This is a genomic window from Cytobacillus dafuensis (assembly GCF_007995155.1).
GTDB lineage: Bacteria > Bacillota > Bacilli > Bacillales > Cytobacillaceae > Cytobacillus > Cytobacillus dafuensis.
On the sequence record NZ_CP042593.1, the window covers coordinates 2,680,973 to 2,697,047 of the forward strand.

Consider the following 16,075-nt stretch of genomic DNA (forward strand, 5'->3'; position numbering starts at 1 on the left):
TTAGTAGTGTAAAGACATTTTAGATCGGTGAAAACTATTCATTTTGTTTTAATGACATTTCCTTAATATATAAATCTTTTAGATGTTCGATAGTTTTGACAGTAAAATCTGGTTGGAATTCTAATGCTTTTGGAAAAGCCTTACTATGCGAAATCCAAATGGTTTTTAATCCAACGTTAAACCCGCCTTGTATATCTGTTAAAGGATTATCACCTATCATGACACATTGATCTAACGTTTCATTTGAGTGTTGTAAAATATACTGATACGGATAACTATTAGGTTTCCCAACAAAATCAACATCCGTTAGTTCTGAAACAGCCTGAATAGCTGCAAATAATGCACCCGTTTCCGGGACATTCTCTCCTCCCAAGCCTGGGTGATGAAGGTCTGGATTTGTTAAAACTAATTTGGTCGCTCCTTTTAATTGCTGAGAACATTTGTATAGTTTTTCATAGGTAAACTCTGTGTCTCTTCCCACTACAATAAAATCACAAGGTTCATTGCTAATAAGATTTACAATATGATGACCTTCTGATTTTATTGATAGTTCCAACTCTTGTGAGCCTATTACAATAACTTTTAAACGGCCGAACTTTTCATACAAATATTTCCCTATTATTTCCGTCATAGTAATAACAGGCGCTTTTTTAATATCGAGACCCATACCATATAGTTTCTTTCTAATCGTTTCAGACGTATCCCTAGAATTATTTGTTAAAAAATAAATCTTTTTCTTATGTTTCATTAAAGTTTCAATTAATTCCTTAGCCCCTGGATACAAGGTTTGGCCACTATAAATGCAGCCATCTAGATCAAAAATATAAACAGATAATCCATTTAAACTTACATTCATTTTCCAACACTACCTCTTTCCATACTTAATAAAACAAAAGGAGAAAACCAGTGAATAGCCAGACTAATCCAATGGGAATGCAATCCTAACCCCAAAAATAGTCTCAGCTATACCTAGGTTTTCTCCATATACTCCACCTAAATAAACTGACATTTATTCACTTCATCAATATCCTTAATTCACTTTCATTGTACACTACTGTTTTTAATAGAATGTATGATAAAAGTTAAGACTCTGTAAATTTATTACTCATGAAGATAGTACAGGTGATTTATAAACTTCTTCTATAACTTGACCATCAGCATTTGGAAGTTCCCTACCAATAAGTTTTGATATAGTAGGAGCTACGTCAACTGCTTTTATTAAAGGTAATTCTACTCCATTACGAATAGCTGGACCTGAGGCAACAAAGATCGCTTTCATTATATCCTTAGTCGGTAAATAACCATGCGTTCCAGCCATATTGTCTAAATGAATTGTCTTTGATTGTGCATTGTTCGTATCATTTATTCCAGAATGTCCATATCCCTGAAATGTTTCTATTTGCTTAGGATGTGCTCCAAACTTCCAATCATCTGCTGCTTCAATAACAAGGTCTGGAGCAAGGCGTGCATTATCTTCTAGTGTTGGCACCCCTAATTGCGAGAAACTTTCCGGGACAAAAATGGTTTCTACAGACTCTTGCTGCTCTAATAATTCTTTTACTTGTGCTAATAATCTTGCTTTCTCAACTGGGTCCTTTTCTTGAATATAGATGAAGCCTGAGCCAGATTGAGAGATGTGTAGAACCTTACTATTCTCGAAACTTTCTGAGATCCATCCCTTTTCTTCAAATATATAATTAGGATTAAAAACATTTATATAATTTTGATGCCCATGATCTGACATAATAAAGATATTCGTTTGATCATAAATGCCTTCTTGCTTTAAAGTACTTAGGATGTCTCCTATCCTCTCATCAACATATTCGATAGACCATAAGATTTCTTCTGCATTTACTCCAAAATCATGTTGATAGCTGTCAGGTAACAAGAAGTGTAATTGTAGTAGATTTGGACGATGCTTCCTAATCAGGTATTTTGAAATTTCTGCTGTCAGCCAATCTTGCATATGTCCACGAGCGTGATCTAAGCTCCAAATAGCATATTTATCAACTGGTAAACCTGCTTCCTTTAATTCATTCCAAAAAGAGGTTGTGCTAAATTTCTCAAATAATTCTTGATTATAAAATTCTGGAATATTAAAATCTATAGATTTTGCTTCTTTTGTTAACGGCCAACAAATAGATGCCGTAGTCCATCCATTCTTTTTGGCGAGATCATAATATGTTTCTTGTAAGAGAGTTTCTTCTTTATTTACATGGACATCACCCGCATAACAAATAACCTCTTGTTTTTCTCGATCAAAAGACCAGTTCCCCACGACACCATGCTTACTAGGATAAGTACCAGTCACAATACTAGAATGAATAGCCCAAGTCTCGCTTGGATAAATACTTTCCAATCCTCTCGCTACTGCTCCATTTTGGATTAAACTGCGCAAATTAGGCGCTTGAAGTTTCGGATTTTCCAAATAGTGTTGAGCAAGTCCATCGATGCTAATTACTATTACATATTGATTATTTTTTTTCGACATATTGGAACCTCCTGGAAAATGAAGATGTTAGAGTGATTTAAATATATTTAAATCCCATAATGATTGGTCACCGATTGCAGTAGCAGTAGCTCCTGCTTTTAAAGCTTCTCTTACCTCATGCTCCTCTTTGATTAAACCAGCAGAGATAATTGGGCAAGGAATTTTTTGCTTTAAATCTTTAATAACTCTAGGCATTAATCCTGGCATAATTTCTACAGCATCTGGCTTTACATCTAGAACATTTTTTATTCCTAATTCATAAGCTTGAGTGTCAAGTAAAAATAAATGTTGAACAGTAAGAATCCCCTCTTTTTTTGCTGCAAGAAGTAAATGAGTTTTAGTAGTAACAATTCCATCAGGCTTTACCTGCCTTGATAAATATTTAATACCTTCTTTATCTTTTGCTAGTCCCTTAACAAGGTCAACATGTATAAAGATCTTTTTATCATTGCTTCTAGCAATTTTTACATTTTCTTCTAAAGTTAAGATATCACCTGTCATTAAAAATATGGTATCGATAGGTGTCTGGACTGCATAATTCATGTGGTTAACATCCCTTACGGCTGCTATGACGGGATTGTTAATAGAAAATTCACTCACTCTTACATCCCCCTATTTTTTCAGATGGAAACTAGTATATAGTAAAATTAAAAGGAGAAAACACATTTGCCTAGCTTTAACACAATATACATATATAAAATATTAATATATTTGTATATTGTGAAAATTAGCTATACAAAGGTTTTCTCCTATTCTCCACCTATATAATCAACTAATATTCATTTATGTTTATTAATATTGCCTATTACAAGTTTTATAATACCAATAGTTTATAAATAAAATATTAACTATGTTTTAATGTTTTGTAAATTTTGTTCCCGTGCAAAATATAGCTGTATAAATAGTGGTTTTTTTTTGCGACTTCTTATTCAATTAATTTTCCCGATCGGAAGACATTTTTTTAATTAACTGTAGCCTTGAAATAAAGTTTGATTAAAAAAACTCTATAAACCTTGATAAGAGAACAAATAAAAAAAGCGTGTTTTGAAAAAAAGATTGATCATTTCTGTGAACCTTATTCTAGGATAGCGCCCAATTGTTGAAGAGCATTAATGTGTCAATCACCCGTTAGTACAATAAGAAAAAAAGAGCGATGATATTAAAATATCCAATTATCGCTCCCAAAAGAATTCTAGATTATTTAATGAAACGTATAAATCGCTTTTTACCAATTTGTAATACGTCTTCATTCATTAATACACGGTCTAACTCATCTTCATTTATTTTTTCTTTATTGAGCTGTACTCCATTTTGTTTAACTAAACGTATAAATTCGCTTTTACTTTTTACGATTCCTTTTTCAAGAAGCTGTGGAATGATGGCTTCAACTGTTTCTGCACCAATTTCTATTAAAATTTTAGGAATGTCATCTGGTATTTCTTTTTTACTAAAAGCCGTTTCAAAATACGTTATCGCTCTTTTTGTTTCTTCTTCTCCCCAGTATAAATTCGTGATGATTTTAGCTAATTTAAGTTTAATATCTCTTGGATTAACTCCTTTTTCAAGAAGCTGTTTAATGTTTTCTATTTCATCTGGATGTTCATCCGTTGCCAACTCAAAGTATTTAACAATGAGGCTATCGGGTACTTCCATAACCTTTTTAAACATTACTTCTGCCGGTTCATTTACTCCGATATAATTTCCAAGACTTTTGCTCATCTTTTCTATACCATCAAGACCTTCAAGCAAGGGCATGAAAATGGCAATTTGCTTTTCTAATCCCAAATGTTTTTGAAGTGTACGACCCATTAGAATGTTAAATGTTTGGTCTGTACCGCCTAATTCAATATCCGCTTGGACCTCTACCGAATCGTACGCTTGCATTAGTGGGTAAAAAAATTCGTGAATTCCGATTGGTACTTGATTTTTATATCTGTTTTGGAAATCATCACGTTCCAATATTCTCGCAACTGATGTGGTTGCTGCCAATTTAATAACTTCCTCGAATGTTAATTTTGAAAGCCACTCACTATTAAAGTGGACAGCTGTTTTTTCTGAATCTAACACTTTAAAGATTTGTTCAAAGTATGTTTTTGCATTTGCTTTAACCTGTTCGTCACTTAATGCTACTCGGCCTTTTGCTTTTCCTGTTGGATCCCCAATACGACCTGTAAAATCACCGATAATAATTACGACTTTATGACCTAGATCTTGCATCTGTTTTATTTTTCTTAATACAACTGCATGACCTAAGTGAATATCAGGTGCAGAAGGATCAAGCCCTAATTTAATAGTAAGCGGAGTCTGTAACTGGTATGACTTCTCTAATTTAGCCAGTAACTCTACCTCGTTTACTACTTCTTGAACACCTTTCATGATAATTTTTAATTGTTCTTCAGGTTTTACAAACATACTAACATCTCCTTGAAATATTATTTCTAATATTGCAAGTTCTATAAGAAGCAAAGGATAATAAAAAAACGCCCTTTTGGATTAACCAAAAGGACGATTCATCTCGTGTTACCACCTTTAATTCATAAGCAACTCACATTGCTTATCTTAATAAGTACAGTCGTTTGACGATACTTTAACACATGATTACGGGTGCTTATCCGGTGTAGCCTACTAAGGAAATCCTGTTCGGTACACAGCTCCAAGATGTATTCACAATCGTTCAACATGCACCTCTCATCAACCGGTAACTTTCTGTCTGTTTACATGATTGCTACTCTTTCTTATCATAGCCTTTTTTCTTATACTCCGAAATGTTTTAAACAAATCTTCGTTATGCAGATATTAATGTTATTGATTCTATCTATGTTATTTAAATTTGTCAATTCAGTAGATTCCTAACCCAGAAAATGGCTCTATTACTGAAAAAGGCACAATTCCTTTTCATGAAGAAAGACGCTTTCCTTATTTCAGAAAAGCGCCCGATCGTAATATAAGGTCAGCCAGTTTTTTCTGGTTGACCTTTTTTCATGAGGTCTTATGATAGCGGTAGTCGGGGTAGAACGCAGCGCCCGTGGGACTGGATCCCGTCAGCAAAACTGTTCACCCCCTACTTGTATAAACATGTTTTAGGCTGGTTGGGACATAGATCCCGTTTAACAAGCGAACCTATGGCATTACAAGGAGTTTAGTGGTTACCGACTAATTCATTTCTAGGAGGAGATTGATAAATGAATCCAGTGATTGGTCTGGATGTTTCAAAAGGAGAGAGTCAGGTTCAAGCCTTTTTAGATAAAGGAAAACCTTATCGTAAAAGCTTTAGTGTAAAGCATACTTTGGATGGTTTAGATAGTTTATTAGATTTCTTAAAGGAGGTTACGATAGCATCAGAGGGGATGAAACCTTCGGTTATCTTGGAATCAACTGGTCCTTATCATTCCCCTGTTGTCCAGTTTTTAGATGAACAAGACTATGTGTATATTATGGTGAACCCTCTTGTGTCTCATCGCTCACGTAGTGCCAATCTTAGAAAGGTAAAGACAGACCCTGTAGATGCGTACCAACTTTGCGAGCTATTCTACAAGGAAGAGTTAGAGCCTCATAGAAAAAGAGGAATTCAGTTATTAAATCTAAGAAACCTCACCAGACAACAGGAAGCAATTGTAGGTGTCTCATCGCAAACAAAATTACAATTACAAACTCTATTGGATCAAGTATTTCCTGAGTATCGAGGTGTTTTTGGAGCTCTATATTCCAGAGTCTCTTTAAATGTCCTTAATACATTTCCTACATCAGAGTCTGTATTAAAAGTATCAAAGTCAGCGTTAATCGACATTATTTCATCCTTGTGTAAGAGTCGATCAAATCAGTGGGCTGAAGAGAAAGCAGAGAAACTTATTGAGGCGGCTGAAAGAAATCCATTTCAACATAATATGTACGACAGTCACATCTTTAATCTTAAGATATTAATCAATATCGTTCTTCAATACGAAGAGCACCTATCGAAGTTAGCAGCTGAAATAGATGCCCTCGCTGAAGAATTGGAAGAATATAAGATTATCCAATCTATCCCTGGTATCGGAGAAAAAATTGCGGCAACAATCATCTCAGAAATTGGAGAGATAGAAAGGTTTAATCACCCTAAAAAGTTAGTTGCATTTGCAGGAATAGACCCTAGTGTTTACTCTTCTGGTCGATTTACAGCTACAAAAAACAAAATTACTAAACGAGGATCTAGCCGATTAAGACGATCTCTATATATGGCTGTAAGATGCGGAATTCGTGATACCAGAAAGCAAAAGACAACAGATGAGATCATTGCAAGAAACAAAAAACTACGAGAGTTTTATGATAAAAAACGCGATGAAGGTAAACCATTTAGGGTTGCAGTTATTGCTTGTGTGAATAAGCTCTTACATTGGATCTATGCCTTATTGAAAAGCAAAACAACCTTCCAAGATATAGCTTAACTACTACATCAATCTATCAAATGAAAAACCTTCCAAACAGTATATTCGGAAGGTTATTTGTCATGGACAATTTAAGTATAGCATGGATAAATAAAGTTTTTTATTGAAAAATGTTGACAAACTATTAGCTGGTTTTGTTGAATATTGTTATTGAAGTAAAGCCCCCGTTACTTTAAGTACATGTGTTCACAAAATCAAACCCAAAAAATGAAATGAACAAAGGTAAGAGCATGAATTCGTAATTGAATTCACATACTTTTTTGCCTTTTGCAATTACTACATGCCTGACAGTCCAGCAATGATAACAAACGTTGTCCAAACTATATTTGCAAATGAAATGATTATAAAGATTATCCTCATAACAATATCAACAATACTTAATTTTAGTTCTTTTGTCTTTAAAAACATCAAAAATATAGCAGTTAAGGAAAATGCATATGATAAAAATGCCCCAATCCAGAACCACATCATACCAACAGTATAACTTGAACCCCAATACGCCATAGTTTGAAATATCATGCCAAATACAATTCCGATGATAGATAAAATAAATGAATAATTGCTAATTTTTTTGAGATTTTCCAAAACTCTTCGCCCCCTTTTCAGTTTCTTTATAGTGTAATTTTACACTATAAATACTAAAATTATAAGGAGAATTCGGAAAATAATTGCTTATAAGACACAAAAAGTAACTTTTCCACAAAATTTAACAAAAATAATAAAACGATTATTTAATAACGGATTAACATAAAAAAGCATGGTTGATTCCATACAAGATTGACTATGTTCGATTTACTTTCTAATAAATCCTTCCTTTACTCCACAATTTGGCCCTATTATTGAAAAAGGCACAATTCCTCTTCAAGAATTGCGCCCGTTTATCGAATAACACTGATATTGATTTGTGGGGATGCTTGAAATGTTTTTAAGGGATAATTATTTTCCCCACAATCTAGTCCTATCAATTGGTACAATCTCCAGACCATCTATTCGTTTATGAATTATAGGATTTTTGAAAGGGTCATGGTTTTCTTTTTCAATATGATGACGAGCACGAATACTTAAGCCGAAAACATCTAGATAATTACGGTAACTCATTTGGTTCATCTCCTTGAAACGTTTAAAAATATTATCTGTCTTTTTTATCAAAACATTCCAGAAGGAACAATTATCAACTATCTAGTTAACTTCATAAGAAATTAGGTATCATCATTTAACATACAGGGGTTTGGCAGAATTGAATTACAAAACAAAAAAATGATTAATGATAAAGAATATAAAAAACTAAATTGGTTAATTCATTTTAAAAAATTTAGTTCATAGAAGTATGTATACACCACTTTATCGAATTATTCATTTTTGAATATAAAAAACCCTTATCTAGATGATCTGACCCTGTCAAGTAGACACAAAAATAAGATAGTTAAGAAACCTGGCTTCTATAGTTTCAGGTTGAATTTTTTTAGCTACAAAAAAAGAACACCGCAGCAATCATCCTCACCCATCACAATAAATGATTTTCCCCACTTTATGAATATACCAACCATTTGGGATAATTTACAAATTTCCAAAAACATTAAAGTCCTCCTTAGTCGTTAATACTATTGATTGAATTAACGACTATGGAGGTTAATTAGAAATGGATAATCAAAAATTAGCTGATCATGAATCATTGGATTTACATGAAGTTATTAATTTCAAAACCCTTTGCTTAGCGAAATCAAAACTAATGCAAGGATTGGTATTTGATCATGATTTGAGAGCATTAATGCAAAAAGATGTTGAACAATCCATACAAGCGCTTTGGGAATTACAGGCAATTTATCAACGTGCACCTTTTGAAGCTCCTGTTCCTCAAAACCGGCCAACACCAATAATCAATTGAAAAGGAGGCAAATTCATTGAACCATGACTATTTAGACCCTATAAACTCGCTACACGTACCTGAGCTAGCAGATACCACATTTGCGATGGATTTACTTCTTCGTGCCAAAGAAGGTGTTCGCAATATTGCGGTTGCATTAACGGAGTCAGCATCACCTGATGTTAGAACGCTCTTACGAAACCAATTAATGCAAGGTATTGCCATGCACCAAGAAATTACAGAACTTATGATTAATAAAAAATGGTTCCATCCATACGAACTAAGTGAACAGTATAAACTAGATCAACTCTCTGCCAACAATACATTGATGATTGGCAAAATGAATCTATTCCCTGTTGAGACCAATAGAAAAGGTATGTTTGACCGGACACCTGATGATCACTAACACTGGAGGCTGTATAGCATGAAGGCGGTAACGTATCAAGGTATTAAAAATGTTGTAGTCAAAGAAGTTCCAGATCCAAAGATTGAAAAACCAGATGACATGATTATTAAAGTAACGAGTACTGCTATATGTGGGTCTGATTTACATTTAATTCATGGCATGATTCCTAACCTACAAGAAAACTATGTTATTGGTCATGAACCAATGGGAATCGTCGAAGAAGTTGGTCCAGGTGTGACTAAACTAAAAAAGGGAGATCGAGTAATTATTCCCTTTAATATAGCATGCGGTGAATGCTTTTTTTGTAAGAACCATTTGGAAAGCCAATGTGATAATTCTAATGATAATGCTGATATGGGTGCCTATTTCGGATATTCTGGTACGACGGGGGGCTATCCTGGTGGGCAAGCTGAATATCTAAGAGTGCCATTTGCCAACTTTACTAATTTCAAAATTCCAGAGACTTGTGAAGAACCAGATGAAAAGTTAACAGTTATTGCCGATGCGATGACTACTGGTTTTTGGAGTGTTGACAATGCAGGCGTAAAGGATGGAGATACAGTTATTGTTCTTGGCTGTGGTCCGGTTGGTCTTTTTGCTCAAAAATTTTGTTGGCTAAAAGGAGCAAAGCGTGTCATTGCCGTAGATTATGTAGACTATCGTTTGCAACACGCGAAACGTACCAACAAAGTTGAAATTGTAAATTTCGAGAACTTTGAAAATGTGGGAATGCATTTGAAAGAAATAACGAAGGGAGGCGCTGATGTTGTCATTGATGCAGTTGGTATGGACGGTAAAATGACTGATTTAGAGTTCCTGGCGAGCGGAATGAAACTTCAAGGCGGAGCATTCAGTGCGTTTATCATGGCATCACAAGCAGTACGTAAAGGCGGGACAATACAAGTTACAGGCGTTTACGGTGGTAGATATAATTGATTCCCAATGGGAGATATTATGAACAGAAACGTCAATATTCGATCTGGACAAGCACCTGTGATTCATTATATGCCATATATGTTTGAATTAGTTTCTACCGGAAAAATTGATCCAGGAGATGTCGTAAGTCATGTACTTCCACTTAGTGAAGCGAAGCGTGGCTATGAGATTTTTGACACAAAAATGGATAATTGTATAAAAGTAGTGTTGAAACCTTGAGGAAAGGAGGTTAATAAATGAACTACGCCTTACATGAAGTTCTTGAGATCCATGAGATGGCTGCATTTAAGACGACTTGTTTAACTAAATCCAAAACGATGAAAGCGTTAATTACAGATCAGCTATTAAAAGATATTATGCAGCAAGACATTGATGTATCTACGAGACAATTACAAGAATATGCTTCTATCCTTACAAACGCTAAGCAGTAAATTAGGAGATGAATGAACATGAATCCAATCATTGAAACTTTAACTGGCATGGACGCACTATCGGATCAAGTGGTTGCAATGGATCTACTCATTTCAGCTAAAAGTGGAATTAGAAATTACGCCATGGCAGTTACAGAGGCAGGAACACCGGAAATTAAAGAAATGCTCACACGCCATTTAGTGGAAGCTCTTGATATGCATGAACAAATATCCGGATATATGGTAGAAAGAGGATGGTACCATGCTTGGGATACAAACGAACAGATCAGTTTGGATTTAAATAATATCAATACAGCATTGAACTTACCGACATTATAAAAAATTCCCAGGAACAGTTTAACACTCACCAAATAAACTGTTCCTATTAAACCATTTTGAGTTTATTTGGCAGAAGTAAATAAAGTTAATACTTCTTGCTTACTCGTGTTTGTTTTAAACTATATAATGAAAACAATTAATTGACTATTTTAATTATGAAAAGGTCGGAGCAGGAAATTCATCAATTTTGATACGAAGTAAACTATAAGGTTTCTGTCGTAAGTCTTTTCCATAATGAAATCTAGGCTGTCGATGTAATTGGTTCACAATGACATACAAATATTGATCTGGACCAATAGAAAAAGTATCCGGCCACAAAATTCTCGGATCATGTGCGATAGTTTCCATTATGCCATTTGGCAATATCTTACGAATACTGTTGTTTTCATAATCTCCAGCATATACAGTTCCCTTTGCATCGGTGATCATTCCATCAGACGCACCTTTTTCTCCCCAATACTCCACATGATAAGGTAAATCCATATCCGGTATCGTTCTGTCTCTCAGGGCTTCTGTTGAGATCGAGAACAAATGACGACTGGTTAGTGGAGCAAAATATAATATCTTTCCATCGGGAGAAATCGCAAGACTATCAGACGCCAATCTAAATGGAGAAGTTGAACCGTCTTTGTTTCGATTCATTAAAATTTGACCTTCTACTTTCGGTAAAAAATATGGATCGGGTGAAGTTGAATTTGCCCCATTTAACCGTCTAAACGCGTTTCCATTTGATAAATCTACGACTATAATAGCTCCTGGTCCTCTTGAAGAAGAATCCGTTATATAGGCATAACCTGCTTTTCCAACACGAAAATCAAAACGGACATCATTCAAGTAAGTTGTAGGCAGGACAACATCTTCTGTAAAGGTATATACTTTTCTTATTGTATTGGTTGCTAAATCAACAGCGACTAATTTTGCCCCCCCTTTAATAGGTTCAGAAAAATTGGGTGCCGCTGTATCTAATATCCAAAGCGTTCCCCTTCCATCAGCAACTACACTTTGGACACTGATGAAAGTCATTGTGATATTCTCGGGGTTAACCAAATTGGTTTGTAAATTGGGATAAGGCTGCAATTTATCCTCAACAATTTCCGCCACCGTAAATTTAACATCGTCTCCCCATTTCGGAAAGCAAATGAAAATACGACCGGTCTCTGAAACAGTAACACCTGTAGGCATAGCCCCATAAAATGCATAAACTAGTTCTAAATTACCGAAATATTTTTCACTAGGTAACATAGGTTTCATAATATCCTCCTCAAGCAATCAAACGGGATATCACCTATATATGATATATATTTTTTTTAGTGTATGTTTCTTAATAAGTTTTTCTATACGAAAAGATGATTGAATTGATTGCTTTCGAAATTTAATAAGTCTGTCAGAAGAAAGGAAACATTTTAATTTAAAGGTCTCCAGATTAAGTAGCATACAATTTGCAGGTAGCGAAGTTCAATACTCCCGAATCAACGTTATATTGTTGTAAAAAATTAGAGAAAATCCCTTTTTTAACTTTGTGAAGAAATGTACTTAAACTAAACTGCTCCTTTAGATTTCTTCACAATCTCACATAAATATCTAGTTTTGTTTAAAGTCTTATTCCATTAAATGGCCCAATTGCAGAATAAGGAAAATGATATATTTTAAAACAGGATTCCTGATCAAACTTTATAATAAACAGTTAGACAAATGATCGTGTATTATTTCGAAGCCGCAAATAATGAATTAACAAGCTGCGAATGGAGAATGATAAAAAATGTGCTTTGGCGAAAGGAGGCACAAAATATGAATTTGATTAGGAGGATTACAATGGGAATTTTAAGTGGAAATCCAGCAGATGAACCTATGCATTATGGGGAAGTGTTTAGCACATGGTCATTTCTTTTAACGGCTAAAGGGGCAATTGCAGGTTATCAAACTCACCTAAACCATGCAGGCGATGAAGATTTACATAAATTGCTTGAGGAAGCCATTCAAGGCGGACAACAAGAAATCAAACAGATTGAAACTTTATTAAAAGCGAATGGAGTCGGATTACCTCCAACACCTCCAGAAAGACCTAAAGCTTGTTTAGAGGATATTCCGGTTGGAGCACGTTTTGCAGATCCTGAAATAGCAGCTGCTCTTTCAATGAGCATCGCTGCAGGATTAGTAGCGTGCAGTACAATAATGGGGCAATCAATTCGAGAAGATATTGGAATGATGTTTGGACAGTTTCATATTCAAAAGGCAGCACTTGGAGCTAAAGTTCTACGTCTAAATAAAGAAAAAGGATGGCTAGTTCCACCTCCTTTACATCATTATAAAGCAGAAGATTGTTAGTTAATTTATAACTGGTATATGGGGAGGAGAAATTTTATTCTGCTCCCCTTTTCATTTATAAAGCAACTCGTACTTTTCATAAAATTAATTGATTATTCCCCTTTTGAATTTAAATTTGCTAGCTATTCTTCACAAATTGTTATTCCACAATATGGCCCGTTTGTTTAATAATACAAACACTCTTTTATTTTTTTCCGATAGTTTGGACAAGAGTAAACTATAAGGGTTTACATAAAGATTATTGGTAAACTAGTTAGAGATTTATATGGAGATATTTTTACTTCCTCTAATTCCATTTGACGAGCGACACAAAACTACTTAAGGTATTGTTATTTATCCATTTTATTTACTGCTTACGCGATTCATCGTTTGTTAGTTGTGTCGCTGGTTCTAACCAATTTTGGCCATACTCTAAATTCATTCGAAATTCGTACCATTCAAATAATAAGCAGACTCTAAAAATACTGTAAAGGCGACTTCCACTTCAGGAATATCAAGTGAGTGAATGTGTTTTGTAATCATTTTTGCAAATTGATCCTGAATTTCCTGGCCACGATCAAACCATTTCACTTCTATGAATGGAAATCCAGGGACTTCCTCTTGATTGAATACAAAAGTTGAATGAATGATTTCTAATGTAAAATTGTCAGTTTCACAATGACAAAGGTCTGCTAGTTCCTGAACCAAAGGAGAACTAATTTTTTTAACTTGATCTACCGAGATACCTTTAAAAATTAATTGCGGCATTTTGTTTCCTCCAATAAAAATGAAAAATTGGTATTATGATACTGAATCATACACTTTATCATTTATCAATACAACAATACCATTAAGACAACTAGAATAATAATTTCATAACTTAAAAGAAATCCTTACTTTAAGTCCACACTCGATCCAATTTGTCCGAATAAAAGCTGATCGCATTCTTGTAGTTTAAAATTTCTTCATCTTGCGTATTATCTAATAGGCATTTTAGAAGTATCTGCATGGCATTTTGGTGCTCATCCAGGTTATATAAAGTCATCGAGTAGAAAACTTGGAGCACCTGATTATTTGGAAATTGGCTAATGCCCTTCTGAAATACTTGTTTAGATTTTTCATATTCTCCTAATGCTCTAAAGGTACTTCCCAGCCCGATGAAAGCACCTTCTAAGTCTTGACCAGAAAGTCCTAATTTGATGGCATCCTCATAATAGGGAACTGCTTTTGATTCTTCTCCTAATAAGTCATAACTCCACGCGCATTGATAGTTAACGATCGCATCCATTGGATATTCCTTGACTAATTCTACAAGTAATTTATTCGATTCTACTTGTTTTCCTTCTTTACGCCATTCAATGGATCTATTTAATCTTTCCATCAAGGTTCACATCCTTATATTTCACATTATATACAAATTTTATCAAATGAAGTGTTAAAATAGCGAATCCATTTTGTTTCTGATAGAAAAAGGTTTTATGCTACTCTGCCTTCACTTCGGGACTTTCAGTCTATATAATGTTCTCATGCTAGGCGCATAAAAATAGGGAAACTCATACCTTTCAAGAGCTTCCCTAAATAATTAAATTAAATTCTTATACAGCCTTATCGAACCCTCGGGAATCCAAATCCTGAAGCATAATCATCTCCCGTTGATGCTCCAATTCCACCATTTATATCATAAAGTTTGGCACGATTTTGCAGATCCGTACGAAGTTGACTATTCGTCAATCCCTTATTAGAGGACCAAATTTTTGCTGCTAAACCTGAAACATGCGGGGTTGCCATGGATGTTCCGCTTATTGTTCTGTATCCGCCATTATACCAAGTAGATTCCACACTAGCACCTGGAGCTGCTACTTCAACATCTCTTTCTTGTATGACGTAATCTCCTGCTGAATATTGATACCCTCTTGAAGAAAAGTCTGCTACACGATACGTACCATTTTGTTGAACATTTTCAAGTGCTGCAACGGCAACAGCATCAACTAAAGCACCTGGATAGCCTATTGTATTTGCATTTGGACCGCTATTACCTGCCGCTGCAATAACAAGTGCACCTTGGTTGTTCGCATATGTTACCGCATTCGCAATTAAACTATCTTTACTACTAGATCCTAGTGACATTGAAATAATCACCTTTGACCCAGTTCTCGTTCCCTCATCAGCTGCATGTCGAATAGCATAAGCAATATCATCTGAGTATCCAGAGCCTCTATCATTTAAAACTTTATATGCCCAAAGCTCTGCCTCTGGTGCGACACCATACACCCCCTGCCCGTTATTTCCTCCATTTGCTAGGACAGTTCCAGAAACATGAGTCCCATGGCCATTCTTATCTGTACATGAATTATTAACATAAGTACTTGTTCTCGTAAAATCTTTACACTGTTCTACGTTAGCCTGTAAATCAACATGTGAAGTGTTTGCGCCTGTATCTAAAACTGCCACTTTAATTCCATCTCCGCCTGAGCTTTTTTGTAGACTGCTATCATTATAGATGGCTTTAATTCCCCATGGAACTTGAGTACTTGGAACAGCAGCTACATTATTATTATCTTGAACTACTTGGATTTCATATTCAGGTACCTTTTCAATCGTTATATTTTTATTGTGTAATAACGCATCGTATTGTTTTTCAGTAACTTCAGAGGTAAACCCCTCTTCTTTAAAATCGCGATGGGTACTTATTTGATAAACCTTTTGTAGCTGTGCTTTATTTTTTTCTTCAACTTGAATATGGACCCTTATTTTTTCCACAGCCTTAAGAGAATCTGGCTCAATCGTTTGAGCTGACATACTTGGTGTAATAGTCCCCATCACTAATGCAGCACCTAACATCACAGACCCGACCAATCGTTTCATCTTCATTTAAATAAAACCTCTCCCTTCAAATCAATGTTG

General features: G+C 34.9%; 16 protein-coding genes, 1 pseudogene and 1 other annotated feature. Of the genes and pseudogenes, 7 read left to right on the forward strand and 10 right to left on the reverse strand.

Annotated features, from left to right (window positions below):
* Positions 1-34 precede the first annotated feature (34 nt).
* The 4 genes from FSZ17_RS12705 to tyrS all read right to left on the reverse strand — a co-directional run bounded on the left by FSZ17_RS12705 (position 35) and on the right by tyrS (position 4,903).
* Positions 35-856, reverse strand: coding sequence for an HAD-IIA family hydrolase (locus tag FSZ17_RS12705; RefSeq protein ID WP_057776880.1), 822 nt, complete (start codon positions 854-856; stop codon positions 35-37).
* A gap of 249 nt (positions 857-1,105) precedes the next feature.
* Positions 1,106-2,491, reverse strand: a complete 1,386-nt coding sequence (locus FSZ17_RS12710; RefSeq protein ID WP_057776881.1) for an alkaline phosphatase family protein — start codon at positions 2,489-2,491, stop codon at positions 1,106-1,108.
* 27 nt (positions 2,492-2,518) lie between these two features.
* Complete coding sequence (locus FSZ17_RS12715) at positions 2,519-3,091, reverse strand: glycerol-3-phosphate responsive antiterminator (protein ID WP_057776882.1); 573 nt, start codon at positions 3,089-3,091, stop codon at positions 2,519-2,521.
* 597 nt (positions 3,092-3,688) lie between these two features.
* Positions 3,689-4,903 (reverse strand): tyrosine--tRNA ligase, encoded by a 1,215-nt coding sequence (gene tyrS, locus FSZ17_RS12720; RefSeq protein ID WP_057776883.1) that lies wholly within the window; start codon positions 4,901-4,903, stop codon positions 3,689-3,691.
* Positions 4,904-4,989: 86 nt separating this feature from the next.
* Positions 4,990-5,242 (reverse strand) — a binding site (T-box leader).
* 431 nt (positions 5,243-5,673) lie between these two features.
* Here tyrS and FSZ17_RS12725 point away from each other — a divergent pair.
* Positions 5,674-6,912 carry an IS110 family RNA-guided transposase gene (locus FSZ17_RS12725; RefSeq protein WP_057776995.1) on the forward strand — a complete coding sequence of 413 codons (1,239 nt, stop codon included), beginning with the start codon at positions 5,674-5,676 and terminating at the stop codon, positions 6,910-6,912.
* Between the two features lie 276 nt (positions 6,913-7,188).
* Here FSZ17_RS12725 and FSZ17_RS12730 read toward each other — a convergent pair whose 3' ends face one another.
* Together FSZ17_RS12730 and FSZ17_RS23415 are read right to left on the reverse strand one after the other, a co-directional pair.
* Positions 7,189-7,497 (reverse strand): hypothetical protein, encoded by a 309-nt coding sequence (locus FSZ17_RS12730; protein WP_057776638.1) that lies wholly within the window; start codon positions 7,495-7,497, stop codon positions 7,189-7,191.
* A gap of 351 nt (positions 7,498-7,848) precedes the next feature.
* Complete coding sequence (locus FSZ17_RS23415; protein WP_185150619.1) at positions 7,849-8,010, reverse strand: hypothetical protein; 162 nt, start codon at positions 8,008-8,010, stop codon at positions 7,849-7,851.
* Positions 8,011-8,551: 541 nt separating this feature from the next.
* Here FSZ17_RS23415 and FSZ17_RS12735 point away from each other — a divergent pair.
* The 5 genes and pseudogenes from FSZ17_RS12735 (at position 8,552) to FSZ17_RS12755 (ending at position 10,867) form a co-directional block, all read left to right on the forward strand.
* Positions 8,552-8,797 (forward strand): hypothetical protein, encoded by a 246-nt coding sequence (locus tag FSZ17_RS12735; RefSeq protein WP_057776637.1) that lies wholly within the window; start codon positions 8,552-8,554, stop codon positions 8,795-8,797.
* A 16-nt stretch (positions 8,798-8,813) separates the two neighbouring features.
* A complete protein-coding gene (locus FSZ17_RS12740) occupies positions 8,814-9,182 on the forward strand; it encodes a spore coat protein (RefSeq protein WP_057776636.1) in 369 nt (122 codons plus the stop codon).
* Between the two features lie 18 nt (positions 9,183-9,200).
* Positions 9,201-10,337: pseudogene (locus FSZ17_RS12745) on the forward strand (zinc-dependent alcohol dehydrogenase).
* Between the two features lie 17 nt (positions 10,338-10,354).
* Positions 10,355-10,549: a hypothetical protein gene (locus FSZ17_RS12750; RefSeq protein WP_057776635.1), complete on the forward strand. Its 195-nt coding sequence runs from the start codon at positions 10,355-10,357 to the stop codon at positions 10,547-10,549.
* Between the two features lie 18 nt (positions 10,550-10,567).
* The gene (locus tag FSZ17_RS12755) at positions 10,568-10,867 is read left to right on the forward strand and encodes a spore coat protein (protein WP_057776634.1); all 300 of its coding nucleotides are present in this window, start codon (positions 10,568-10,570) and stop codon (positions 10,865-10,867) included.
* 153 nt (positions 10,868-11,020) lie between these two features.
* Here FSZ17_RS12755 and FSZ17_RS12760 read toward each other — a convergent pair whose 3' ends face one another.
* Positions 11,021-12,118, reverse strand: a complete 1,098-nt coding sequence (locus tag FSZ17_RS12760) for an L-dopachrome tautomerase-related protein (RefSeq protein WP_057776633.1) — start codon at positions 12,116-12,118, stop codon at positions 11,021-11,023.
* Between the two features lie 561 nt (positions 12,119-12,679).
* Here FSZ17_RS12760 and FSZ17_RS12765 point away from each other — a divergent pair.
* Positions 12,680-13,192: a DUF3231 family protein gene (locus FSZ17_RS12765; RefSeq protein ID WP_057776632.1), complete on the forward strand. Its 513-nt coding sequence runs from the start codon at positions 12,680-12,682 to the stop codon at positions 13,190-13,192.
* Positions 13,193-13,609: 417 nt separating this feature from the next.
* Here FSZ17_RS12765 and FSZ17_RS12770 read toward each other — a convergent pair whose 3' ends face one another.
* The 3 genes from FSZ17_RS12770 to FSZ17_RS12780 all read right to left on the reverse strand — a co-directional run bounded on the left by FSZ17_RS12770 (position 13,610) and on the right by FSZ17_RS12780 (position 16,042).
* The gene (locus FSZ17_RS12770; protein ID WP_057776631.1) at positions 13,610-13,939 is read right to left on the reverse strand and encodes a DUF1904 family protein; all 330 of its coding nucleotides are present in this window, start codon (positions 13,937-13,939) and stop codon (positions 13,610-13,612) included.
* A 130-nt stretch (positions 13,940-14,069) separates the two neighbouring features.
* Positions 14,070-14,552 carry a tetratricopeptide repeat protein gene (locus tag FSZ17_RS12775; RefSeq protein ID WP_057776630.1) on the reverse strand — a complete coding sequence of 161 codons (483 nt, stop codon included), beginning with the start codon at positions 14,550-14,552 and terminating at the stop codon, positions 14,070-14,072.
* Between the two features lie 224 nt (positions 14,553-14,776).
* Positions 14,777-16,042, reverse strand: coding sequence for a S8 family peptidase (locus FSZ17_RS12780; RefSeq protein WP_057776629.1), 1,266 nt, complete (start codon positions 16,040-16,042; stop codon positions 14,777-14,779).
* Between the last annotated feature and the right edge of the window lie 33 nt (positions 16,043-16,075).

Bases quoted from the DNA above. Each gene is read 5' to 3' on its own strand.
- FSZ17_RS12705 (WP_057776880.1), bottom strand. From the start codon at position 856: ATGAATGTAAGTTTAAATGGATTATCTGTTTATATTTTTGATCTAGAT.
- FSZ17_RS12710 (WP_057776881.1), bottom strand. From the start codon at position 2,491: ATGTCGAAAAAAAATAATCAATATGTAATAGTAATTAGCATCGATGGA.
- tyrS (WP_057776883.1), bottom strand. From the start codon at position 4,903: ATGTTTGTAAAACCTGAAGAACAATTAAAAATTATCATGAAAGGTGTT.
- FSZ17_RS12725 (WP_057776995.1), top strand. From the start codon at position 5,674: ATGAATCCAGTGATTGGTCTGGATGTTTCAAAAGGAGAGAGTCAGGTT.
- FSZ17_RS23415 (WP_185150619.1), bottom strand. From the start codon at position 8,010: ATGAGTTACCGTAATTATCTAGATGTTTTCGGCTTAAGTATTCGTGCT.
- FSZ17_RS12735 (WP_057776637.1), top strand. From the start codon at position 8,552: ATGGATAATCAAAAATTAGCTGATCATGAATCATTGGATTTACATGAA.
- FSZ17_RS12750 (WP_057776635.1), top strand. From the start codon at position 10,355: ATGAACTACGCCTTACATGAAGTTCTTGAGATCCATGAGATGGCTGCA.
- FSZ17_RS12755 (WP_057776634.1), top strand. From the start codon at position 10,568: ATGAATCCAATCATTGAAACTTTAACTGGCATGGACGCACTATCGGAT.
- FSZ17_RS12760 (WP_057776633.1), bottom strand. From the start codon at position 12,118: ATGAAACCTATGTTACCTAGTGAAAAATATTTCGGTAATTTAGAACTA.
- FSZ17_RS12765 (WP_057776632.1), top strand. From the start codon at position 12,680: ATGGGAATTTTAAGTGGAAATCCAGCAGATGAACCTATGCATTATGGG.
- FSZ17_RS12770 (WP_057776631.1), bottom strand. From the start codon at position 13,939: ATGCCGCAATTAATTTTTAAAGGTATCTCGGTAGATCAAGTTAAAAAA.
- FSZ17_RS12775 (WP_057776630.1), bottom strand. From the start codon at position 14,552: ATGGAAAGATTAAATAGATCCATTGAATGGCGTAAAGAAGGAAAACAA.
- FSZ17_RS12780 (WP_057776629.1), bottom strand. From the start codon at position 16,042: ATGAAGATGAAACGATTGGTCGGGTCTGTGATGTTAGGTGCTGCATTA.